At 38.9% G+C, this 22,423-nt stretch carries 19 protein-coding genes; 13 read left to right on the forward strand and 6 right to left on the reverse strand.

The window, feature by feature from the left end:
• The 7 genes from dnaA (at position 1) to erpA (ending at position 9,363) form a co-directional block, all read left to right on the forward strand.
• Positions 1-1,386, forward strand: coding sequence for a chromosomal replication initiator protein DnaA (gene dnaA, locus AC1M85_RS00005; protein ID WP_481611137.1), 1,386 nt, complete (start codon positions 1-3; stop codon positions 1,384-1,386).
• Between the two features lie 106 nt (positions 1,387-1,492).
• Entirely contained in the window at positions 1,493-2,641 is a 1,149-nt protein-coding gene (gene dnaN, locus AC1M85_RS00010; RefSeq protein WP_180028822.1) for a DNA polymerase III subunit beta, read from the forward strand.
• A gap of 29 nt (positions 2,642-2,670) precedes the next feature.
• Positions 2,671-3,753 carry a DNA replication/repair protein RecF gene (recF, locus tag AC1M85_RS00015; protein WP_481590914.1) on the forward strand — a complete coding sequence of 361 codons (1,083 nt, stop codon included), beginning with the start codon at positions 2,671-2,673 and terminating at the stop codon, positions 3,751-3,753.
• 55 nt (positions 3,754-3,808) lie between these two features.
• Positions 3,809-6,277 (forward strand): DNA topoisomerase (ATP-hydrolyzing) subunit B, encoded by a 2,469-nt coding sequence (gyrB, locus tag AC1M85_RS00020; RefSeq protein ID WP_035268615.1) that lies wholly within the window; start codon positions 3,809-3,811, stop codon positions 6,275-6,277.
• A gap of 307 nt (positions 6,278-6,584) precedes the next feature.
• Positions 6,585-7,592 carry a putative solute-binding protein gene (locus AC1M85_RS00025; RefSeq protein WP_035268618.1) on the forward strand — a complete coding sequence of 336 codons (1,008 nt, stop codon included), beginning with the start codon at positions 6,585-6,587 and terminating at the stop codon, positions 7,590-7,592.
• A gap of 287 nt (positions 7,593-7,879) precedes the next feature.
• Positions 7,880-8,884: a putative solute-binding protein gene (locus AC1M85_RS00030; RefSeq protein WP_488213321.1), complete on the forward strand. Its 1,005-nt coding sequence runs from the start codon at positions 7,880-7,882 to the stop codon at positions 8,882-8,884.
• Between the two features lie 143 nt (positions 8,885-9,027).
• Complete coding sequence (gene erpA, locus AC1M85_RS00035; RefSeq protein ID WP_035268624.1) at positions 9,028-9,363, forward strand: iron-sulfur cluster insertion protein ErpA; 336 nt, start codon at positions 9,028-9,030, stop codon at positions 9,361-9,363.
• A 35-nt stretch (positions 9,364-9,398) separates the two neighbouring features.
• Here the strand turns inward: erpA and AC1M85_RS00040 are convergent, their stop codons facing one another.
• Complete coding sequence (locus AC1M85_RS00040) at positions 9,399-10,244, reverse strand: alpha/beta fold hydrolase (protein ID WP_488213322.1); 846 nt, start codon at positions 10,242-10,244, stop codon at positions 9,399-9,401.
• Positions 10,245-10,351: 107 nt separating this feature from the next.
• Complete coding sequence (locus tag AC1M85_RS00045) at positions 10,352-11,266, reverse strand: LysR family transcriptional regulator (RefSeq protein WP_481612123.1); 915 nt, start codon at positions 11,264-11,266, stop codon at positions 10,352-10,354.
• Positions 11,267-11,383: 117 nt separating this feature from the next.
• Here AC1M85_RS00045 and AC1M85_RS00050 point away from each other — a divergent pair, with 117 nt between their 5' ends.
• Complete coding sequence (locus AC1M85_RS00050) at positions 11,384-12,118, forward strand: DsbA family protein (RefSeq protein WP_488213323.1); 735 nt, start codon at positions 11,384-11,386, stop codon at positions 12,116-12,118.
• Between the two features lie 11 nt (positions 12,119-12,129).
• Positions 12,130-12,432 carry a monooxygenase gene (locus AC1M85_RS00055; RefSeq protein WP_481589586.1) on the forward strand — a complete coding sequence of 101 codons (303 nt, stop codon included), beginning with the start codon at positions 12,130-12,132 and terminating at the stop codon, positions 12,430-12,432.
• A gap of 47 nt (positions 12,433-12,479) precedes the next feature.
• Here AC1M85_RS00055 and AC1M85_RS00060 read toward each other — a convergent pair whose 3' ends face one another.
• Complete coding sequence (locus tag AC1M85_RS00060) at positions 12,480-13,607, reverse strand: anhydro-N-acetylmuramic acid kinase (protein WP_488213324.1); 1,128 nt, start codon at positions 13,605-13,607, stop codon at positions 12,480-12,482.
• 63 nt (positions 13,608-13,670) lie between these two features.
• On the opposite strand from AC1M85_RS00060, the gene tyrS reads away from it, so the two are divergent.
• From tyrS to AC1M85_RS00075, 3 genes are all read left to right on the forward strand, one after another.
• Positions 13,671-14,903 (forward strand): tyrosine--tRNA ligase, encoded by a 1,233-nt coding sequence (gene tyrS, locus AC1M85_RS00065; RefSeq protein WP_488213325.1) that lies wholly within the window; start codon positions 13,671-13,673, stop codon positions 14,901-14,903.
• 151 nt (positions 14,904-15,054) lie between these two features.
• Positions 15,055-16,992 carry an ATP-binding cassette domain-containing protein gene (locus tag AC1M85_RS00070; protein ID WP_488213326.1) on the forward strand — a complete coding sequence of 646 codons (1,938 nt, stop codon included), beginning with the start codon at positions 15,055-15,057 and terminating at the stop codon, positions 16,990-16,992.
• Between the two features lie 184 nt (positions 16,993-17,176).
• Positions 17,177-17,899, forward strand: coding sequence for an SDR family oxidoreductase (locus AC1M85_RS00075; protein WP_488213327.1), 723 nt, complete (start codon positions 17,177-17,179; stop codon positions 17,897-17,899).
• A gap of 73 nt (positions 17,900-17,972) precedes the next feature.
• Here the strand turns inward: AC1M85_RS00075 and dnaK are convergent, their stop codons facing one another.
• Both dnaK and grpE read right to left on the reverse strand, forming a co-directional pair.
• Positions 17,973-19,919, reverse strand: a complete 1,947-nt coding sequence (dnaK, locus tag AC1M85_RS00080) for a molecular chaperone DnaK (protein ID WP_092768678.1) — start codon at positions 19,917-19,919, stop codon at positions 17,973-17,975.
• A gap of 118 nt (positions 19,920-20,037) precedes the next feature.
• On the reverse strand, positions 20,038-20,577 hold the full coding sequence (gene grpE, locus AC1M85_RS00085; protein WP_035269471.1) for a nucleotide exchange factor GrpE: 540 nt from the start codon (positions 20,575-20,577) through the stop codon (positions 20,038-20,040).
• A gap of 740 nt (positions 20,578-21,317) precedes the next feature.
• Between grpE and AC1M85_RS00090 the strand changes: the two genes are divergently transcribed.
• Positions 21,318-21,578 (forward strand): molybdenum ABC transporter substrate-binding protein, encoded by a 261-nt coding sequence (locus tag AC1M85_RS00090; RefSeq protein ID WP_180029016.1) that lies wholly within the window; start codon positions 21,318-21,320, stop codon positions 21,576-21,578.
• Positions 21,579-21,772: 194 nt separating this feature from the next.
• Here AC1M85_RS00090 and AC1M85_RS00095 read toward each other — a convergent pair whose 3' ends face one another.
• The gene (locus tag AC1M85_RS00095; protein ID WP_488213328.1) at positions 21,773-22,234 is read right to left on the reverse strand and encodes a hypothetical protein; all 462 of its coding nucleotides are present in this window, start codon (positions 22,232-22,234) and stop codon (positions 21,773-21,775) included.
• Positions 22,235-22,423: the final 189 nt, after the last annotated feature.

Here is a 22,423-nt window from a genome sequence, read left to right on the forward strand (position 1 = left end):
ATGCTGTGGACAGACTGCTTAAATCGCTTGCGACAAGAGCTCTCAGATAATGTCTTTGCAATGTGGATACGTCCATTGGTTGCCGAAGAGGTAGATGGTGTTTTAAAGCTTTATGCACCTAATCCTTACTGGACACGCTATATTCAAGAACATCATTTAGAATTAATTAGCATTCTTGCAGAACAAATGTCTGAAGGACGTGTTTGTAAAGTTGAAATTTTAGTCGACTCACGACCAGGCGCGATTTTATCTGCTTCAGAGCAACCAGCGACAACAACTGCAGCGCTTGAGTCTTCAGCAGCAGCACCTGTAGTCAGAGCAAAAAAAGAAAGCAATGACCAGCAAAATGCAAAAACATCAAAAAAACGATTATTAAATCCGCTGTTTAATTTTGCATTGTTCGTCGAAGGGCGTTCAAATCAGATGGCGGCAGAAACCTGCCGTAAAGTATTAACTCAGTTAGGCGAACCTCAACATAACCCGTTATTTTTGTACGGTCCGACCGGTTTAGGTAAAACACATTTGATGCAAGCAGTGGGTAATGCTTTATTACAAGCTAAACCAAATGCTCGTGTGATGTACATGACTGCTGAAAGTTTTGTTCAGGATTTTGTGAGCTCACTTCAACAAGGTAAAGTCGAAGAATTTAAAAAGAATTGCCGTTCATTAGACTTACTTTTAGTGGATGATATTCATTTACTTGCAGGTAAAGAAGCCAGCTTGGTTGAGTTTTTTTACACGTTTAATGCCTTATTAGATGAATCTAAACAAATTATTTTAACCTCAGATCGCTATCCTAAAGAGTTGACCGAGTTAGATCCTCGTTTGGTATCTCGCTTTTCATGGGGGTTATCGGTAGGTGTAGAACCGCCTGATATTGAAACTCGAATTGAGATTTTACTAAAAAAAGCTGAAAGTAATGGTATCGATTTGCCTCGTAACTGTGCGCTCTTTATTGCACAGCAGGTTGTGGCAAACGTACGTGAACTTGAAGGTGCATTAAATAAAGTCGTCGCGATTTCTCGTTTTAAAGGGACACCAATCGACTTAGATGTGGTGCGTGAATCACTGAAAGATGTTCTTGCGATTCGTGCTCGTACCATTAGCACCGAAAATATTCAGCGTGTAGTCAGTGAATATTTTCGTATCCCATTGAAAGAGCTGGTTGGACCTAAACGAACTCGTATTTATGCTCGACCACGTCAGTTAGCAATGGGGCTTGCGCGTGAATTAACGGGCGATAGTTTTCCTGAAATTGGCATGGCATTTGGTGGTCGTGATCACAGTACAGTCATGCATGCCTGTGAAAAAGTGCAGAGTTTGTGTGCTGAAGATCCTATCTTTAATGAAGATTACAAAAATTTAATGCGCTTATTACAAAGCTAAATCTGTTTAAATTCTATTCTTGCAATGCGGCATATTCTGCCGCATAGTACATGATTAAAAGTGTTTTAGTCTGTCGTCGATATACTTTTTTTAGAGGAAATCCATCGTGCGTTTGAAGATCGCGAAAGAAAGCTTACTCAATGTTTTGTCTCATGTTGTAGGTGCTGTAGAACGTCGCCATACGTTAAATATTCTTTCAAACGTCAAAGTTCAGGTTACTCAAGATGCACTGACGATTACAGGTTCCGATCTTGAAGTTGAACTTGTTGCGAGTACAACGCTTTTAGAGGGAGCATGTTTACAAGCAGGTCAAACCACAGTACCCGCACGTAAATTGATGGATATCTGTAAATCTTTACCGACAGCAGCACTGATTGATTTACAAATCACAGAAGACCAGCGTTGTATTTTGAAATCTGGTAATAGCCGCTTTGTATTAGGAACATTATCTGCTGAGGATTACCCTTTATTAACGACTGAAAATAGTCAAGGGACTCAAGTTCAGGTCACTGAACGTGAACTAAAACGTTTATTTGAAAAAACCTCTTTTGCGATGGCTGTTCAGGATGTCCGTTTTTATCTTACAGGTACTTTACTTGAAATTGATGAAAATCAGCTTCGTGCAGTGACGACAGATGGACATCGTCTTGCTCTTTGTGAAACATTGGCCAGTTCGAATGCTTCGCAGTTAGTGCAAGCAATTGTGCCTCGTAAAGCGGTCGGTGAATTACAGCGTCTATTGAGTATCGAAGATAATCAACTCTCGTTGTTAATTGGTCGTGAACTGCTGAATGTTACTTTGACAATTCCAAGCCGTGATAAAGAGCAGGGTGATATTACTGTTCGTATTACTACAAAATTAATTGATGGTAAATTCCCTGATTATCGACGTGTTATTCCTCGTGGCGGTGATAAAACAGTTACGATTGCACATGATATTTTCAAACAATCATTACAGCGAGTTGCTATTCTGAGTAACGAAAAATTACGTGGTGTATTTTTAAACTTCAATCCAGATTCACTGCAACTTCGTGCCAATAACCCTGAGCAAGATGAGGCAGTTGAAGATCTTGCGATTCAATACAATAATGCACCTATGGAAATGTCATTCAACGCACAATACATTTTGGATGTATTGAATGTGTTGGATGGTGATGATGTATTAATGACAATGACTGAGGCAAACCAATCTGTATTGGTTCAAGATCCTGCTCATCAAGATCAAACTTATGTCGTCATGCCGATGCGTGTTTAATGTTGTTTTTGATTTAGTTTAATCTGGTCATGTTCATTACGCGTTTAAATATCCAGCGTGTGAGAAATTTAAAAGCGGTTGCACTCCAAGAGTTGCAACCGTTTAATGTTTTTTATGGACAAAATGGTTCAGGAAAAACGTCTATATTAGAAGCAATTCACTTATTGGCCACTGGTCGATCTTTTCGTACACATATTCCTAAACATTACATTCAAAATCAAATGCAAGATGCGATTGTATTTGCACAGTCTGCTACTGAAAAGATTGGTATGCAAAAGCTCATTACAGGTGAGCAAAATATTAAAGTGAATGGGGACAGTATTGCTACGCAGGGACAGCTAGCCAAAATTTTACCATTACAGCTTATTGACCCTCTGAGTACAGATATTATTGATCACGGCGCTAAACCAAGACGACAATTGCTTGATTGGTTAATGTTTCACGTGGAACCAGATTTTTATTATGCATGGCAATTTTATTCTAGAGCTTTAAAACAACGAAACAGCTTATTAAAATCAAAACGTAATCTGACGCTGCAAGATTTAGAAGCATGGAACAAAATGCTTAGTGAGTACGGTGAAATATTACATTTACAACGTCAGGCTATTGTTGAACAGTGGCAGATATTTTTTCAGCAAGATCTTAAAACGCTATTACCAGATATCGAGATCCATATGGAGTATGCAGCAGGCTTTCATGTGGAACATGGCTTGGCTGAAGACTTGATTTTGTATCATCAAAAAGACTGCGAAAGACGCTATACAGAATATGGTCCACACCGTGCAGATTTAAAGTTAAAAACCCCAACAGGAGATGCAGATGCCGTACTGTCACGGGGGCAAAAAAAATTATTAATCATGGCTTTAAAATTGTCACAGATCGCAATGTTGCATGCGTCTAATAAGGAAACTGTGGTATTATTAGATGATGTGACAGCAGAATTAGATATAACCGCACAACAACGTTTAATTGAGCGATTGAGCCAACTTGGTAGTCAAGTTTTCATTACCACTTTAGACCATGAATCTGTACAAAAGCATTTACATGATTTGTCTATTTCTTATCAATTATTCAATGTTGAAAACGGTTCTGTTCAAGTTGTTGTGCAATAATTTTTTGAAGTTTTCTCCATCTTTGGATAGACCTTTTTTTCACTAGGGAGTAACCATGAGTTCAGAAGATCAAGCTGCTTCTCAAACAGAACAAACCATTGAAAAGGCTTATGATTCCTCTAGCATCAAGGTATTACGTGGTTTAGACGCAGTACGTAAGCGTCCAGGCATGTATATTGGTGATACGGATGATGGTACTGGTTTACACCATATGGTGTTTGAAGTGGTGGACAACTCGATTGATGAAGCCCTTGCTGGTCACTGTGATGAAATTCTGGTTACCATTCACGAAGACGAATCTGTTTCTGTCGCAGATAACGGTCGTGGTATTCCCACAGATATTCACCCTGAAGAAGGTGTATCTGCTGCTGAAGTGATCTTAACCATTCTTCATGCGGGTGGTAAGTTTGATGACAACAGCTATAAGGTTTCTGGTGGTTTGCACGGTGTGGGTGTTTCAGTTGTAAACGCTTTGTCTAGTAAATTGGAACTCACAATTCATCGTGCTGGTAAAATTCATGAACAAGAATACCGCCATGGTGACCCTCAATACCCTTTAAAGGTGGTGGGCGATACAGATCGTTCGGGTACACGTGTACGTTTTTATCCAAGTGCTGAAACATTCAGTCAGACCATTTTCAATGTCGATATTTTAGCTCGTCGTTTACGTGAACTGTCATTTTTAAATGCGGGCGTTCGAATTGTTCTACGTGACGAACGTGTTGGTTTAGAACATGTATTTGATTATGAGGGTGGTTTATCAGAATTCGTTAAATACATTAACGAAGGAAAAACGCATCTTAACGATATTTTTCACTTTACCACGCAAGCTGATAATGGCATTGGTGTTGAAGTTGCATTGCAATGGAATGATACGTACCAAGAAAACGTACGTTGCTTTACCAATAACATTCCTCAAAAAGATGGTGGTACTCACTTAGCTGGTTTCCGAGCTGCTTTAACTCGTGGCCTTAATAACTACATGGAAAACGAAAACTTACTCAAAAAAGAGAAGGTTGCGGTTTCTGGTGATGATGCACGTGAAGGTTTAACAGCAATTGTTTCAGTGAAAGTTCCTGATCCAAAATTTTCCTCTCAAACCAAAGAAAAATTGGTATCGAGTGAGGTAAAACCTGCTGTTGAACAAGCAATGAATAAAGCTTTTTCAGAATATCTTCTTGAAAATCCAGCTGCAGCAAAATCGATTGCGGGTAAAATTATTGATGCAGCACGTGCACGCGATGCGGCGCGTAAAGCACGTGAAATGACTCGCCGTAAGAGTGCGCTTGATATAGCAGGTCTTCCTGGTAAATTGGCGGACTGCCAAGAAAAAGATCCAGCTTTATCTGAACTATATCTTGTCGAAGGTGATTCAGCAGGTGGTTCAGCGAAACAAGGTCGTAACCGTAAAATGCAAGCGATTTTACCACTTAAAGGTAAAATCCTAAATGTGGAACGTGCTCGATTTGACAAGATGATTTCTTCTGCTGAAGTTGGAACACTGATTACGGCATTAGGTTGTGGTATCGGTCGTGAAGAATATAATCCAGACAAATTACGTTACCACAAAATTATTATCATGACCGATGCGGACGTGGATGGTTCACATATTCGTACGCTGTTATTAACTTTCTTCTTCCGTCAAATGCCGGAATTAGTGGAACGTGGTCATATTTATATTGCTCAGCCACCACTTTATAAATTAAAGAAAGGTAAGCAAGAGCAGTATATTAAAGATAATGATGCGCTTGAAACATATTTAATTTCGAATGCAATTGATGAGTTGGCATTACATATCAGTGCTGACGCACCTGCGATTCGAGGTGAAGCGCTTGCAAAAGTCATTGCAGATTATCAGACATCACAAAAAAGCTTACAGCGATTAACGATTCGTTATCCTGCAACTTTATTGGATGCTTTACTTGGTTTAGATGCTTTTAAATTAGATCAAAATCAAGATGAAGCTTATGTGACGTCTTGGGCAGAGCAATTGCGTCAAGCAATTGAAACACAACAGCCAAGCTTAAGACCTGAATTCACGCTCGAAGCATTCGAAAAAGAACTCGCAGATGGTTCACGTGAAACACATTACTGGCCACGTTTAACAGTGTATGTACACAACCTTCCTCATCACTATTTATTAGATGCTGGTTTATTAGGTTCAGGTGAATATAAACGTTTACTTCAAAACTCAAAGAGTTGGTTTACGTTACTTGAAGACGGGGCTTATTTGCAAAAAGGTGAGCGTAAAGTCAATGTTGCTAACTTCCATCAAGTATGGCAACAAGTATTGGCAGATTCACGCCGTGGCATGATGATCCAACGCTATAAAGGCTTGGGCGAGATGAATGCTGAGCAGCTTTGGGAGACCACGATGGATCCTGAAAATCGTAATATGCTTCAAGTGACGATTGATGATGCAATTGAAGCAGATCGCATGTTCTCTTGTCTCATGGGTGATGATGTTGAACCACGTCGTGCATTTATTGAAGAGAATGCATTGAATGCAGATATTGATGCTTAATGCTATAAGTTAAAAAAAGCACTCTTAGGAGTGCTTTTTTTGTATTAATCTAAAATCTTAAGTCATTTTTTTGGAATTAATTTCAATAAAATGATGTGCTTTAAGTCACATATTTTATTTATTATATGAAATATACAGATAATTAAATAAGCATTTACGAAATTAATAAATAATTAAAATCATAAAATTCAATAAGTTATAATTGAATAATAAAAAATAGAGCAATAGCTCTATTTTTTTAAATGGAGAGTGATTAAAATTTTTGTCATGGAAAAGAATCCATTTAAATGCTTAAAAGGAACTAAGAATGAAAAAAACAACTCTGGCTTTATTGGCGGCTTCAACCATGGGTATGGTTTCAACTGCTCAAGCAAAGGTTGATGTGTGTGTATTTGATTTACTCGGTAAGTCTGGTGAATCGTTCCAAATGGCTCAGGAATGGGCATTGGCAGCAAAGGGTTGGGGGGCAGATATTAATCTGATTCCACGTCAGGATGAGGCTGTAGCCGATAATGATTTCAAAGCAGGTAAGTGTGATGCTGTTTTCTTAACAGCGATGCGTTCTCGTCAATATAACAAGTTTGTAGGCTCGATTGACTCTTTAGGTGGTGCGCCTTCAAATGCAATTGCACAACGTGCGATTACTTTTGCTTTAGACAAACGTAATGCTGCAAAGATGGTCACAAATCTTGGTGGGAAAAAATATGAAGTGGCTGGTATTGCACCACTTGGCGCTGCATATATTTTTGTGCGTGATAAAAAAATTGATTCTATTGAAAAAGCCGCTGGTAAGAAATTCGCAGTATTAAGTTATGACCCTGCACAAAAAATTATGGTGCAACGTGTAGGTGCTCAAGCGGTTGGATCTGATGTTTCCAACTTCGTTGCGAAGTTTAATAATGGTCAGGTGGATATGGTTGGTGCACCAGCATATGCCTATAAGCCTCTTGAAATTTATAAAGGTTTAGGTAATACAGGGGCAATGTTTGATTTCCCTGTTGTACATATTACAGCTAACTTTGTAATGAACCCTGAAAAATTCCCTGAAGGATTTGGTCAAAAATCACGTGATTGGTTTGTGAAAAACTTGCCGAAAAGCTACGCAATGATCAAGCGTTTAGAAAGTGAAATTCCAGCGAAATACAAATTGCAATTCTCAGCTGAAGAAAAGCTGAAATATCAAAAACTACTTCGTGATGGTCGTATGGATCTCACTAAACAAGGTATTTATGACAAAGAGATGATGTCTGTTCTTAAGAAAGCACGTTGCTCTGTCGATAAATCCAACTTCGAATGTTCACTTGGTGGTGAATAATTCTGATTTCTAAAGAAAAAATCCTAGACCTGGTCTAGGATTTTTTTTATTCATTTTATGTCATTTTCGCCAATGCACATTTATAAGAAAAAAGTATGCTTTAATCACAATAAGTACTATTTAAATGATCTGTATCTAAAAACCATATACATACAGCATCTCAGGATCAGTATCTACACAATTGGATCGTGTAATCTCATTTTAGTTCAACACACTGACACTGAAGTTTAAGGTGTTCGATATGGGATATTCGAGACTATAAGAAAGAAGGAATAGGAAACAATAAAATGAATTTAACCAAAACATTATTACTATCAGCAGGTTTAATGATTGCTGCAACGGCTTCACAAGCAAAGCAAGTCATCTGCGTGTTTGATCTCGTCGGGAAAAACGGCGATGTCTATGCGTTAATGAAAGACTATCAACTTGCTGCTAAGCAGTGGGGAGCTGATATTGAGCTTAAAGTCGGACAAAATGAAGGCGTAATTGCTGAAGATTTCAAAGCAGGTAAATGTGACGGTGTAAGTATCACAGGGATGCGCGGTCGTCAGTTTAATAATTTCACTGGCTCTTTAGATGCCATTGGTGCGATTACTAATCTCAATTTAGCTGTCAAAGTTATGCAAGGTTTAGCAAGTCCAACCTTTGCAAAGCATATGAAAAATGGCAACTATGAAGTTGCAGGTGTGATTCCTGTTGGCGATGCTTATTTAATGGTGCGTGATCGTAGTATTAATACGGTTGCTAAAGCTGCGGGAAAAAAGATCGCCGTACTTGATTATGATCAGGCACAAAAAATTATGGTACAGCAAATTGGTGCGCAAGCAGTGAGTTCTGATGTCACTAATTTTGGTAGTAAATTCAATAATGGCCAAGTTGATATTATTGGTGCACCAGCAGCGGTATTCCGTCCTTTAGAACTTCATAAAGGGCTAGGAACGAAAGGTGCAATTGTTAATTATCCAATTCTCCAAGTGACCGGTAATATCATCATTCGTCATGATAAATTCCCGGAAGGTTTCGGACAGAAATCGCGCGATTGGGTGAAAACACAATTACCACGTGCGAATCAAATTTTAGGCAAAATGAAAGCGGATATTCCGGCTAAATATTGGATGAATGTTCCAGCTGGAGATAAACCTGGTTATCAAAAATTGATGCGTGAATCTCGTATTGCACTTACTAAACAAGGAGTTTACAACAAACAAATGATGAAACTACTTTGGCAGTTCCGTTGTAAGAATGAACCGACAAACTTTGAATGTAGCTTGCAGGATGAGAACTACAAATAAGTTCATAGGACGTTACATTTAAATCCGATAAATTTACTCTGAATAAACTTTAAAGTTCGAGTTATGACCATATATTGAGTATGTTATACTTGATATATGGTCTTTTAATTTCAAAGCCTATTTAATTTTTTGAGGAATCCATCATGACTGCCCAAGCACTTGAGCTGACTGACAATGCTGCGAATAAAGTTCGTCAACTTCGTGAGAGCGAAGGAAATCAAGATTTGATGTTACGTGTATATGTGACAGGTGGTGGTTGCTCTGGTTTTTCTTACGGATTCAATTTTGCTGAATCTCAAAATGAAGACGATGCTGAATTTGTGAATGGTGATGTGAAGATGCTTGTTGACTCACTGAGTTATCAATATCTCGTTGGTTCAGTTGTTGATTATGTCGAAGGTTTGGAAGGATCTCGCTTTATCGTGCAAAATCCTAATGCGACAACGACATGTGGTTGTGGATCTTCATTCTCAATTTAATATGCAGCAAAAAAAGCCCGCTAAGCGGGCTTTTTTTATGATAATTTGTGCTGTTCTTTCAGAATTAAATCAGTCAGCTCATGATAATTTTGAACTGGAATCCAATGATTCGCCTCTAAATGAATTTCCGTATATGGACCTTCAACATAATTTTGATTGAACTGAACCCCTTTAGCATCAATTGCAACGTCATCTTTGCCCCAAATAAATAAAGTGGGAACTTTGACTTTATTGAATAGCGTTTTATTAGAGCTAAAAGGTAAACCTCGATACCAATTGAGTGATGGGCTGAGCCGTTTTTCTATAATCATTTCTTGTTTAAAGTCATTTAATTGTTCAACTGTCATCCCAGAATTTTTTAATAAAGCCTCGCCAATTTGAGGTGTTTTATTAAAGAGCAACTCAGGTATCCATGGAAGCTGAAATAGTCCCATATAATAGGATTTAAAAAGTTGTGTACTGCTGTAAAAAGCCCGCATAAATGCTGCTTTGTGAGGGACGGAGATCGCGGTCAAATGTTTAATTTTATTAGGATAACGTAGAGCAACTTCCCAAGCAACGACTGCGCCCCAGTCGTGTCCTACGATATATGAAGGCTCTCCAATTAAGTCGAGTAAAACATTTACATCATCTGCTAAATGTTGAATGGCATAATCTGCGCGTTTTTTCGGTTGAGCCCTTAAGCTATATCCACGTTGGTTTAACGCATAGGTGCGAAAACCATGTTGGTTTAGTATTTCGGCACTATGCTTCCAAATTTTTGATGTTTCAGGAAAACCATGTAATAGCACAATTGGAGTGCCATCGATTGGACCGCTGTCTATTACATCAAAAATAAGATTACCTTTTTGAAACTCAGTGATTCGTTGTTGTTTGTCCATAATCAATATCCTCTTTCCTTTACATATCTTTATCAAATTTGGATGATAGGACTAGGGCTGAACGGGTCAGTTCTAGGTGAAAGAAGGTCGTTCATTGTCTGACAATATTATGGGTTGATTAAACGGTGTATTTGTATTGGGATTTGTTTTTTTAAGAACGTTAAGCAAAGTCTCAAAGCTAAGGTCCGATAGCTTAAGCTCGGAGTAACCAAGTGGACATCTTCAGGGATTAGAGACCATTCAGGTAAAATATGAATCAACGTTGAGTTGACTAATTGATGGGCCACTTGGATTTCTGCAACGGCGGCAATACCTAAATGTGCTTCTACAGCAGCGAGAGCATGTTCGGATGGTGTCACCATCAAATGGGTATAAATTTTAAATTTTTTTATCGTACCGTTTTTGAAAAGTTTGATTTTGGACAGCTCGCGGTTATGCGAGATAAAATGATGATCACACAGTTGCTCTGGGTGTTCAGGAATGCCACAACGCATTTGATAGGTTGGACTGGCGCATAAAATTCTTCGAACTTGTCCAACCTTTTGAGCATGGAGTGTAGAGTCTGCTAAATCACCAAGTCTGATGGCTAAGTCATATCCTCCAGAAATCAAATCAACTTTAGTGTCATTCAAATCAATTTCAATATCAATGTGTGGATATTCAATTAAAAATTGAGAGATTAAAGGCAATACCACCAATTTTCCAAAAGTTCCCGAAGCAGCTATTCGAATTCGACCTTTGGGTTGTATTTCTAATTGTGTGAGATCATTCGTCAGAGATTCAATCTGATGAAATAGGGGGGAGATTTCTTTTAAGAAAATCTTCCCAGCATCAGTCAGTGAGCTTGAATTGGTATTTCGATTTAATAATCTAATATTTAAGGATTCTTCAAGTCTTGAAAGTCGATTGGATAACGTGGATTTAGCAATATCATAACGTCTTGCTGCCGCAGATAAACTTCCAGCATCTGCAATCAGTACGAACCAATATAGGTCATCGATTGAGTAGGGTAAGCTGTTCATAAAATCGAACACCACCTTTCATTTTTATTGTCTATTCACATCATTATAGAACCGCTAGGTTAAGTCAATCGATCAGATGTAGCAAATGATCTGATTTAGCAAATTGAGGACATAGCAATGACAATGAATTGTGATTTAGAAACCGGTACTTGTTCAGTAGCCGAATTGGAAAAAGACCAAAATGCAGTGGTCAATGTAGCATCTGACCTCAGCCTGATTTATGTGGGTGACCCAATGTGCTCATGGTGTTGGGGAAGTTCAAATATCATTAAACAAGCGCGTGAATATGCAATTCAGCATGGTGTTGGCTTTCAAGTGATTAGCGGTGGTTTAAGACCTGGCGGAGGTGATGCTTGGACCGATACTTTCAAGAATTTTTTACGCACCGAATGGAAAAATATTCAGAGACTGACTAAACAACCTTTCACTGAAAAATTGTTAGAAAGAGCACATTTTAACTATGATACCGAGCCTTCAGCACGTGCTGTTTACGTTGCTCGACAACTTTGGCAAGACCATGATCATCATGATGAAAAACTTTTGGCATTTTTTTCAGCAATCCAATATAAATTTTATGTGGATGGTGAAGATCCGAACGAGCTTGAATATTATCGAAGTATATGTGAAACGTTTGAGCTGGATTTTGACGTATTCTCAACGTTGTTTGAATTACCTGAGACCCAAGCAGCGACCTATGAAGAGTTCAAGCTTAATCGAAGTTGGGGCATAAAAGGGTTCCCAAGTTTTGCGATACGTCATGGAGACAATGTCAAAATCATAGGCTCTGGTCATGTGGCATTGGAAAAATTAACACAAGCTATTGATGACTTAATCAAAGATGCGCGTATATAAGGAAAAGTTGAATGGCGATTATTCTACAAATTGATTTTCCCTATGATGGACCTTGGGGGCATGAAATGTTTGAAAGTTTCAAAACACTCGCGGATTCAATAGCAAATGAGAAAGGCTTGATTTGGAAAATTTGGACTGAAAATGAAGCGTCCAAAGAAGCAGGTGGAATTTACTTATTTGAAAGTCAAGCAGATGCAGAGGATTATCTAAATATGCATCTTCAGCGTTTAAGGGAAAATGGCTTTACTGAATGTAGACATCGAATTTTTGCTGTAAACTCGCCACTTTCAAAATTGAATTTTGCACCTGTTTAAGTAAATCGATGTATCAACTCAGGATAGTGGATACATCGATTCTTCATTTAAACCGCAGTGATCGTTCCTAAAACTCGATCTCCTTGAGCTCCTGTCACTTCAGGTAAATTACCAGCAAGTTGGTTTACAAATCGCATAGCCAACCACGCAAAAGCGGTCGCCTCCACCCAAGTCGGTGCTAATCCCAAATCTGCTGTGGTTTGAACACTCCACTCATGTTTATGTAAACGCCAACGTAATTGTTCTAATAATTGTGAGTTGTATGCACCCCCCCCACAGACATAAACTTCGCCTGTGTCCATAGGGGAGCGATAAATGGCTTTCTTAATGGCACGTGTCGTGAGTTTCATCAGCGTTGCTTGAATATTTTCAGGCGTATCTTCAAGTTCATCGTATTCAACATCGCTACGCCAATCGGCAATTTGTTCATCCAACCATTCCAAATTAAAGTCTTCACGACCAGTACTTTTTGGCGGTTCTTTCGAGAAAAAGTCATGTGATTGCAAACGATCAAGCAAAGCGCGAATAGGCGTACCATAAGCAGCCCAATTGCCATTTTCATCATAAGGCTGACCTGTGTAACGTTCACACCAAGCATCCATCAAAATATTGGCTGGTCCTGTATCGAAGCCATATACGCCTTTAGGATCACCCGCAGGTAACATACTGACATTGGCAATTCCACCGAGATTTAAGATCACACGGTGTATCGTCGGATGCTGAAATAAGGCTTGATGGAATGCTGGCACTAGAGGTGCACCTTGACCACCAGCAGCCATATCACGGCGTCTAAAATCTGATACCACAGGAATTTGAGTGATTTCAGTAATAATGTTGGGATCACCAATTTGAAGGGTAAATCCATGTTCGGGACGATGACGAATCGTTTGACCATGAGATCCAATGGCTTTTATTTGAGTTCTATCGAGATTATTTTCTTGTATAAGTTGATTGACTCCATGACCGATCATCTGTGCTAAAGCGACATCAGCCTTACCCATGCGGTCAATTTCATTATCGTCTGGCAAAGTAAGTGCCATCAGTTCATCACGTAAATCTGGATCAAAGGCTAATGTCAGCGTTGCATGGATCTGTAATGGATCAAAAGAAGCGGCTACAAAATCGACGCCGTCCATACTCGTGCCAGTCATTACACCAATGTAGATTGTAGTCATGATTATTCTTAAGCCTGCATTGTGCTGAAAAAGTGTTAGTATATCGCACAAATTGAACAACAGATGTATTTGGGTTTTGTGATGTCAAATTTCCTGCCTGCTGAAGAACAACTTGCCCTCATTCAACGAGGCACACATGAAATTATTTCTGAAGAAGATCTTCTGAAGAAATTAAAATTGAATCGTCCTTTGAAAATTAAGGCGGGTTTTGATCCTACAGCACCAGACTTACACTTAGGTCATACGGTATTAATTAACAAGCTTAAAGTGTTTCAAGACTTAGGTCATGAAGTATTCTTCTTGATTGGTGATTACACTGCGATGATTGGTGACCCAACAGGTAAAAGTGCAACTCGTCCACCATTGTCACGTGAGCAAGTCTTAGAAAACGCGAAAACCTATCAGGAACAAGTGTTCAAAATTCTTGATCCAAATAAAACTAAGGTGGTGTTTAACTCAGAATGGTTTGCTCAAAAAACTGCTGCTGATCTGATCCAATTGGCTTCACAGCAAACGGTTGCACGTATGCTTGAACGTGATGACTTTACTAAACGCTATAACAACCAACAGCCGATTGCGATTCACGAGTTTTTGTATCCATTGGTGCAAGGCTATGACTCTATCGCGCTTGAGGCAGATGTTGAGTTAGGGGGTACAGATCAAACCTTTAACTTGCTGATGGGGCGTACTTTACAAGGTCGTTATAATCAAGAGCCACAAGTGTGTATCACTGTACCAATTCTTGAAGGTTTAGATGGCATCAACAAAATGTCTAAATCTTTAGGTAACTACATTGGTGTATTTGATGCACCTGGTGCGATGTACCAAAAAGTACTTTCAATGCCAGACAGCTTAATTGAGCGATATTTCGAACTGCTGAGCTTCAAGTCAATGGAAGAGATCGAAGGCTTATTGAAAGAAATGGCTGAAGGTCGTAACCCTCAAGAAATTAAACGTATCTTAGCGCTCGAGTTAGTGGAGCGTTTCCATGGAAGCGAAGCTGCTGCGAATGCACATAAAGGTGCAGGGAATATCATCACAGAGGGTGAGCTTCCTGAAGGAACGCCAGAAGTGACGATTTCACGTGGTGAATTCGGTGGTGAAATGTTTATTGCTTCTATTGTTCGTGCAGCAGGGTTAACTAAAAATGCAGCGCAAGCCAAAGATGCTGTTTCACGTGGAGCCGTAAAAGTTGATTGGGAGGTGGTGGATGCATCATTCTCAATTAAGGAAAACAAAACAGTGATTGTTCAAGCAGGTAAAAAGGCCATTGCTAAAGTAACTTTTACTGACTAAATCATAAAGTTTTGAATGATTCAAAAGCCATCCTGAGTGATGGCTTTTTTATGTCAAGAATGAAATGAAGATGAAAGATGGATTAATTTTTGGTTGTTCTGGTTGAAATCCATTAAAATGCGCCATCCAATACTTATTTGTTTGAATATCTATGATTCAGTTAGACCAACTTACCATTCGCCGCGGCGGTCGCATTTTATTTGAAAAAGCGTCTATGCAACTTCACCCTGGTTGGAAGATTGGTTTAACAGGTGTCAATGGTGCAGGAAAATCGACATTGTTTTCAGCATTACTTGGAGGCATGGAATCAGATGGTGGCTCATTGACACGACCATCGGTTTGGACAGTGGCGCATATGGCGCAAGAGATTAAAGCGCTGGATATGAAAGCGATTGATTTCGTTCTATCAGGTGATGAAGAGTATTGGGATATCCAACACAAACTTGAGCATCCTGACGGATTGTCTGATCAAGATTTGGCAAATCTATATGGTCGTTTTGATGAAATTAGTGGCTACTCAGCGCCGTCTAAAGCATCACAACTGATGGCTGGGCTAGGCTTCTTTGAACATCAGTCAGAACTTAGCGTAAAAAGTTTCTCTGGTGGATGGCGTATGCGTTTAAATCTTGCGCGTACTTTGATGAGTCGTTCAGATTTACTCTTACTTGATGAACCGACGAACCATTTAGATTTAGACGCTATTTTATGGTTAGAAGACTGGTTGAAAGCATATGAAGGCACATTGGTACTGATTTCGCATGACCGTGATTTCTTGGATGCCATTACCGACCATATTTTACATATCGAAAACCAAGAACTAACGCTTTATACCGGCAACTATTCAACCTTTGAACGTACTCGAAGTGAACGTTTAGCTCAACAACAACAAGCCTATGAGAAACAGCTTGAGCTACGTGCACATCTGCAAAAATATATCGATCGTTTTAAAGCTAAGGCAACCAAAGCAAAACAGGCACAAAGCCGTATTAAACAGCTCGAACGAATGCAAGAGCTTTCTGCTGCGCATGTCGATACGCCTTTTACCTTTAGCTTCCGTGAACCGACCAAAATGAGTTCTCCGTTGTTACAACTGGATAGTGCTGATATTGGTTATGGTAACAAACTGATTGTGACCAATGTGAAACTACAAATCACGCCAACCAGCCGTATCGGTTTACTGGGAATGAATGGTGCAGGTAAGTCCACATTAATTAAATCATTGGTGGGTGATTTACCTTTAATTCAAGGTCAACGCAAAGCATCCGAATTACTTAATATTGGTTATTTCGCCCAACATCAAATGGATGCATTAGATGGTAATGCGAGTCCAATGTTGCAGTTATCTCGTATTGCAGATAAAAAGATTAGTGAAGCGACTTTACGTGCCTTCTTAGGGAGTTTTGGTTTCTCTGGTGAGCGTATGGATACGCCGTGTGAAAGCTTCTCTGGGGGTGAGCGTGCACGTTTAGCATTGGCTTTGATTGTCTGGCAGCGTCCAAATGTTTTAATTTTAGATGAACCGACCAACCATTTAGACTTGGATATGCGTCATGCATTAACTATGGCACTACAAGACTTTGAGGGGGCAGTGGTGTTGGTCTCACATGAACGCCAATTAATTGCAAGTGTCTGTGATGAATTACTCCTAGTGCATAACGGTAAATGTCGTGAGTTTGAAGGTGATCTGGTCGCTTATGCAGACTGGTTACGTCAAGCACGTGCAGAGTTGATGAAGCAAGGGCAGCAAGCACCTGAGCCAGTAAAATCTCAAGTGATCGATAAGCCTGTAGTTTCTAAAGTAGATAAAGAAGCACAGCGTAAAGAAGCTGCGCGTCGCCGTGAAATGAGCCGACCAATTCGTAAAAATATTGAAAAAATGGAAGCTGAGATTGCGAAAATCCAACCACGTCTAGGTCAGATTGAGGATGCTTTAGGAGATGCATCACTTTATGATGCGTCTCGGAAAGATGATCTTTTAAAATTGATGAATGAACAAACTGAGCTTAAAGGAAAATTAGCACAAGCAGAAGAAAAAATGCTTGAACTGATGATGGAACTTGAAGAGTTAGAAAGTTCGTTTGATGAGTAATTCGTGATAAAGAGCCCAATGTAGATTGGGCTTTTTTATTAAAATAGGCAGGTTATTTTGGTCATCGTCATAAAAACTGTCATTTTAATTTTTCTATTTTATTTGTGTTTTTAATTCAACTTGACCTCAAGCTAACTTGAGATTTGATCATAAGAAATCTAATAACAAAATTGGAAAAACGACAGTGCCATCATCAATCAATAAAACTTTTTTAATTCATGGCATCAGTTATGGTCTAGGAAAAGCGTTAGCTACTTTAGTTCCAAATGATGATGATTTAATCTATGGAATATCACGCTCAACCCCACAACTACCACGCCAGATTGAGTGGATTCAAACTGATTTAGCTTATCCTGTCCAAGCATGCAAGAAAATTAAAGACGTAATTGGAGATAAAGCATTAGATGTATTTATTTATAATGTAGGTGTTTGGGAACAAGATGCTTTTACGCATGACTATGATTTTTCATCAATCTCAGCATTAGAAATTCAAACGATCATCAATACAAATATCACCAGTTGTATTTTATCTATACAATCCATTTTGGAAAATTTACAGAAATCAGATTATGCCAAAGTGATTCTCATTGGTTCAACATGGGGTTTAGACAATCACAATGGAAAAGAAATAGTGTTTTCAGCTACCAAATTTGCATTACGTGGAATTTCCCATGCCTTAAGAGAGTTGATACGAAAGGATCGAATAGGCGTTACGGTGTTAAATCTTGGATATTTAGCACCTGATTTTGATCTAGATACAACAATAGAATCTGTCCTAGAAGAAACAGACGAATCTTTAATTCCTGTGTCTGATGTAGTTGCTGCCGTTCATTTTGTGCTTAATATGTCTAGAGCATCTTGTGTGAAAGAAATTATGATGCCTGCAATGCAAGATACAAATATCTGATAATCATTTAAAAATTCAAAGATGTAAATAAAAAAACCGCGCTTTCGCGCGGTCTTTTATTTAAAGTGACAAATTATTTTTTGTCATCTTTAACTTCAGTGAACTCAGCATCTACAACACCGTCGTCCGCTTTTTGTTGTTGACCAGCAGCATCACCTTGGAATGCATTTGGATCAAAACCTTGCGCACCACCTTGAGCACCCTGCGCAGCTTCATAAGCACGTTGAGTGATCGGCATGATGATGTTTTGAAGTGCTTCAGTTTTCGCTTTGATCGCGTCAACATCATTTTCTTTGGTTGCAGCTTCAAGTTCTGAAACAGCAGTTTCAACCGCAGTTTTTTCATCAGCAGTCACTTGTTCACCAAGGTCTTTTACTGCTTTTTGAGCAGAAGAAACTAATGCATCAGCTTCGTTACGTGCTTTAGCAAGTTCTTCAAACTTACGATCTTCTTCAGCATTCGCTTCAGCATCTTTGATCATCGCTTCAATTTCAGCATCGCTCAAACCTGAGTTTGCTTTAATTTGAATTGATTGCTCTTTACCAGTGCTCTTGTCTTTCGCAGATACTTTCAAGATACCATCAGCGTTGATGTCGAACGATACTTCAATTTGCGGCACGCCACGTGGAGCAGGTGGGATATCGCCCAATTGGAAGTTACCCAACAATTTGTTTTGTTGAGCCATTTTACGTTCACCTTGGTAAACCGAAATGTCTACTGCAGGCTGGTTATCAGCAGCTGTAGAGAACACTTGTGATTTTTTCGCAGGGATTGTTGTGTTTTTCTCGATGATTGGAGTTAACACGCCACCCATTGTTTCAATACCAAGTGTCAAAGGTGTTACGTCAAGTAATAGAACGTCGTTCTTATCACCTGAAAGTACAGCACCTTGGATCGCAGCACCCATTGCCACAGCTTCGTCAGGGTTCACGTCTTTACGTGGCTCTTTACCGAAGAACTCTTGTACTTTTTGTTGTACAAGTGGCATACGAGACTGACCACCAACCAAGATCACGTCAGAGATATCAGAAGTTGATAGACCTGCATCTTTAAGTGCAATCTTACATGGCTCGATTGTACGAGCAACTAAGTCAGCAACAAGACCTTCTAATTTCGCACGTGTTACGTTGATCACTAAGTGTTTAGGACCAGTCGCATCAGCCGTGATATATGGAAGGTTAATTTCAGTTGCATTAGAAGAAGACAATTCAATCTTCGCTTTCTCAGCAGCTTCTTTTAAACGTTGAAGTGCAAGAGGATCGTTCTTCAAGTTTACGTTTTGTTCTTTCTTGAACTCTTCAACCAAGAAGTCGATTAACGCGTTATCAAAGTCTTCACCACCAAGGAATGTGTCACCATTAGTAGACAACACTTCGATTTGTTGGTCGCCATCAAGGTCAGCGATTTCAATGATTGATACGTCGAAAGTACCACCACCTAAGTCGTAAACCGCGATTTTACGGTCGCCTTCTTTCTTGTCCATACCGAACGCAAGCGCTGCAGCTGTTGGTTCGTTGATGATACGTTTAACATCTAAACCAGCAATTTTACCAGCATCTTTCGTTGCTTGACGTTGAGCATCGTTGAAGTATGCAGGAACAGTAACTACCGCTTCAGTAACTGTTTCACCTAAGTAATCTTCCGCAGTTTTCTTCATTTTCTTAAGAACTTCTGCAGAGATTTGTTGTGGTGCTAGTTTCTTGTCGTTTACATCAACCCAAGCATCGCCATTGTCAGCTTTGATGATTTTGTAAGGTACAAGACCAATATCTTTTTGAACTGCTTGATCTTCGTAACGACGACCGATCAAACGTTTGATCGCAAATAATGTATTTTTCGGGTTTGTTACCGCTTGACGTTTAGCTGATTGACCAACAAGGATCTCGCCATCTTTATACGCAATAATAGACGGAGTTGTACGAGCGCCTTCAGCGTTGTCGATTACTTTAACTTTATCGCCTTCAAGTACTGCAACACATGAGTTTGTAGTACCTAAGTCAATACCAATAATTTTAGCCATTGATGTGTTCCTCGAAAATTTTGTTGTGATCTTTCACTTGTTATCCGATATGAGAGCCATTCATTATTTTTCAAGTTAAAAACTTAAAAAATTTTTACAAACTCCCGTATTTCTTGACTTATTGGCCTACCATGACCATTGCAGGACGAAGTAAACGGCCAGAAAGGGTGTAACCTTTTTGAAGTACCGTACCAATCTCACCCGCTTTTGCATCTGGAGCAATACCTACTGCTTGATGCAAATCAGCATTAAAACCATTTTCAGTGTCAACTGCCACAACACCAAATTTTTCTAATGTTGCTAATAATGACTTCAGTGTGAGTTCTACACCTTCTGATAAAGGAGTTTTTTCATCACCTGCAGCAGCAATTGCACGTTCAAGGTTGTCAACTGAATCCAATAATTCTTTTGCAAATTTCTCTAAAGCAAATTTTTTCGCAGTATCCGCTTCACGCTCTAAACGTTCTTTGGTTTTTTCTGCTTCATACTTCGCATTTGCAGCAACTGCTTTTTCATATTTTAAGTTTTCAGTCAGCGTTGCGATTTGCGCTTGAAGGTCTTCTACAGAAACTTCAACTTCAGCTTGTTGATTTTCAACTTGCTGTTCAGTTTGTTCCGTTTGAACGTCCTGAGTTTGTTCGTTTTGCTCATTTGCCATGGAAGATCTCCGCTTAAATGGGTTTTTAAACATGTACAGTCCTTTGGCATCAGTGTTAACTGCGTTAATCTGAACTGCCATGCGTGTGTAATTCATCAATACAAAGGTAATGTGGGCGACTATAAATAATTCAAGCTTAAACGATGTTTATTTCTACTAAATTCATCTTTACAACAAGGAATGAAAATTTTTCGATCCATTTAGAGAAATCTAAAGTCTAGAATAAGACGAGGAGATGAACTGGAGAAAGATTATAAAAATATGATTTAGTGTATATTTTATATATAAAAAATATAGATTCAGATAAAACAAGTCTTTCCTTTTAAATAATCAAAACTGTATTATCTTTAACCAGATACTAACGCTGTAGTTTCTATTTATTTTGTTTTTGCTTTTTAATAGCTCATCCAACCTCCTTGGATGAGTTTTTTTTTGCTTGTCGAGATCTGAGTAACAATGTTAAGCAACCGATATACCGTGTAGCCACACTGTGATTCAGTCACCTTCAAAAAGGGCTTATATCGCACCACATATTCACTAAAAAATAAATTAAATAAATGGCTTAGGAGATATATTCAACTATAAAAGTTGAATTGCATTTTCTTTACACTTTTTTCATAAGTTCAACCTGAAGTCATCGAAACTTGAACCAAGAACTGACGCATGAAATAAAAAAGTCAGGAATGATAAGCCTTCAAAGTTAACTCTGACTTTGAATGTTTCAAGTAAGGAATTAAACAATGAAAAAATTAGGTCTCATTTCCCTGGCATTTGCAGCTATTGGTTTTGCTACTGTAGGTTGTACTTCAAACCAATCTGCTGAAACTGCTCAAGCGACTCAACCGACCACACAAACAGATGCTTCAATAGCGCAAGCGGCAACTACTGAAATGGATACCCAAAATGGTGTGGCTGTACAAGCTGACCCAAGTGTAGAGTCTGCTGAACCGATTCAAGCTGTCCCAGCTGAAGGTGCAGAAGCCCCTCAAGTTGTTGAGTAAAATGCAATGAAATTTAATTCATTTAAACTGCTTATAATGGATTAAATTTTATGAAAAAGCAGAGAATAGAGAGTAAATAGGATGCCTTTACTGTCTATTTTTAGAATCACAGCACTTAAAAAAACCTAACATTCAAATGTGAATGTTAGGTTTGTGAGGTAACTTTAAATCAATTGTGTTGAGTCCAAGAAACCTTAACGATCTCGGCGATCGTGTTGACGTTCCTGTTCTCGCTTCTTGCGGTCCTGTTCTCGCTTCTTACGGTCCTGTTCTAAGCGCTTACGTTGTTCTTCAATCGCTTTTTTACTATTATCTTGATTCCAACGATTACGTTCAGCTTGACGTTGTTTTAGAATTTCCTTTTGACGTTGTTCAATCTGTTTACGACGATCATGCTCAGCACGTTCTTTATTACGTCGATCTGCTAATTCACGTTGTTGGCGTTGACGTTCATATTGACGTTTGCGCTTTTCTTGTTCAAGGCGCTGTTGATGTAAACGTTGTGCGCGTTCTCTCTCCCAACGTTGACGGTCATAGTTGCGATCATAACGATGGTCATAATTACCATTATAATAAGGGCCATCATCAGGGAAGGCCACACAACCGACTGCAAGAACTGCTGTGGCCAATGACATTATCATTACTTTTATTGCCATAGCTTTCACCTTTATATGTTGAATCAGGACAACTAAAAAATTCCTGATGTTGGATTAAATAGTCAATGACAAGACTGCTATAGTCAGATTAGCGTAAATGGGATTGAAGTTTGTATATTGATCAGTAGACTTAGTTAACAAAATAGTCATGAAATGGCTGATCGTGTAGAAATTATGAAGAATACGGAT

The sequence above is a fragment of the Acinetobacter sp. 24-47-64 genome, assembly GCF_057737055.1.

Bases quoted from the DNA above. Each gene is read 5' to 3' on its own strand.
- dnaA (WP_481611137.1), top strand. From the start codon at position 1: ATGCTGTGGACAGACTGCTTAAATCGCTTGCGACAAGAGCTCTCAGAT.
- recF (WP_481590914.1), top strand. From the start codon at position 2,671: ATGTTCATTACGCGTTTAAATATCCAGCGTGTGAGAAATTTAAAAGCG.
- gyrB (WP_035268615.1), top strand. From the start codon at position 3,809: ATGAGTTCAGAAGATCAAGCTGCTTCTCAAACAGAACAAACCATTGAA.
- AC1M85_RS00025 (WP_035268618.1), top strand. From the start codon at position 6,585: ATGAAAAAAACAACTCTGGCTTTATTGGCGGCTTCAACCATGGGTATG.
- AC1M85_RS00030 (WP_488213321.1), top strand. From the start codon at position 7,880: ATGAATTTAACCAAAACATTATTACTATCAGCAGGTTTAATGATTGCT.
- erpA (WP_035268624.1), top strand. From the start codon at position 9,028: ATGACTGCCCAAGCACTTGAGCTGACTGACAATGCTGCGAATAAAGTT.
- AC1M85_RS00040 (WP_488213322.1), bottom strand. From the start codon at position 10,244: ATGGACAAACAACAACGAATCACTGAGTTTCAAAAAGGTAATCTTATT.
- AC1M85_RS00045 (WP_481612123.1), bottom strand. From the start codon at position 11,266: ATGAACAGCTTACCCTACTCAATCGATGACCTATATTGGTTCGTACTG.
- AC1M85_RS00050 (WP_488213323.1), top strand. From the start codon at position 11,384: ATGACAATGAATTGTGATTTAGAAACCGGTACTTGTTCAGTAGCCGAA.
- AC1M85_RS00055 (WP_481589586.1), top strand. From the start codon at position 12,130: ATGGCGATTATTCTACAAATTGATTTTCCCTATGATGGACCTTGGGGG.
- AC1M85_RS00060 (WP_488213324.1), bottom strand. From the start codon at position 13,607: ATGACTACAATCTACATTGGTGTAATGACTGGCACGAGTATGGACGGC.
- tyrS (WP_488213325.1), top strand. From the start codon at position 13,671: ATGTATTTGGGTTTTGTGATGTCAAATTTCCTGCCTGCTGAAGAACAA.
- AC1M85_RS00070 (WP_488213326.1), top strand. From the start codon at position 15,055: ATGATTCAGTTAGACCAACTTACCATTCGCCGCGGCGGTCGCATTTTA.
- dnaK (WP_092768678.1), bottom strand. From the start codon at position 19,919: ATGGCTAAAATTATTGGTATTGACTTAGGTACTACAAACTCATGTGTT.
- grpE (WP_035269471.1), bottom strand. From the start codon at position 20,577: ATGGCAAATGAGCAAAACGAACAAACTCAGGACGTTCAAACGGAACAA.
- AC1M85_RS00090 (WP_180029016.1), top strand. From the start codon at position 21,318: ATGAAAAAATTAGGTCTCATTTCCCTGGCATTTGCAGCTATTGGTTTT.
- AC1M85_RS00095 (WP_488213328.1), bottom strand. From the start codon at position 22,234: ATGGCAATAAAAGTAATGATAATGTCATTGGCCACAGCAGTTCTTGCA.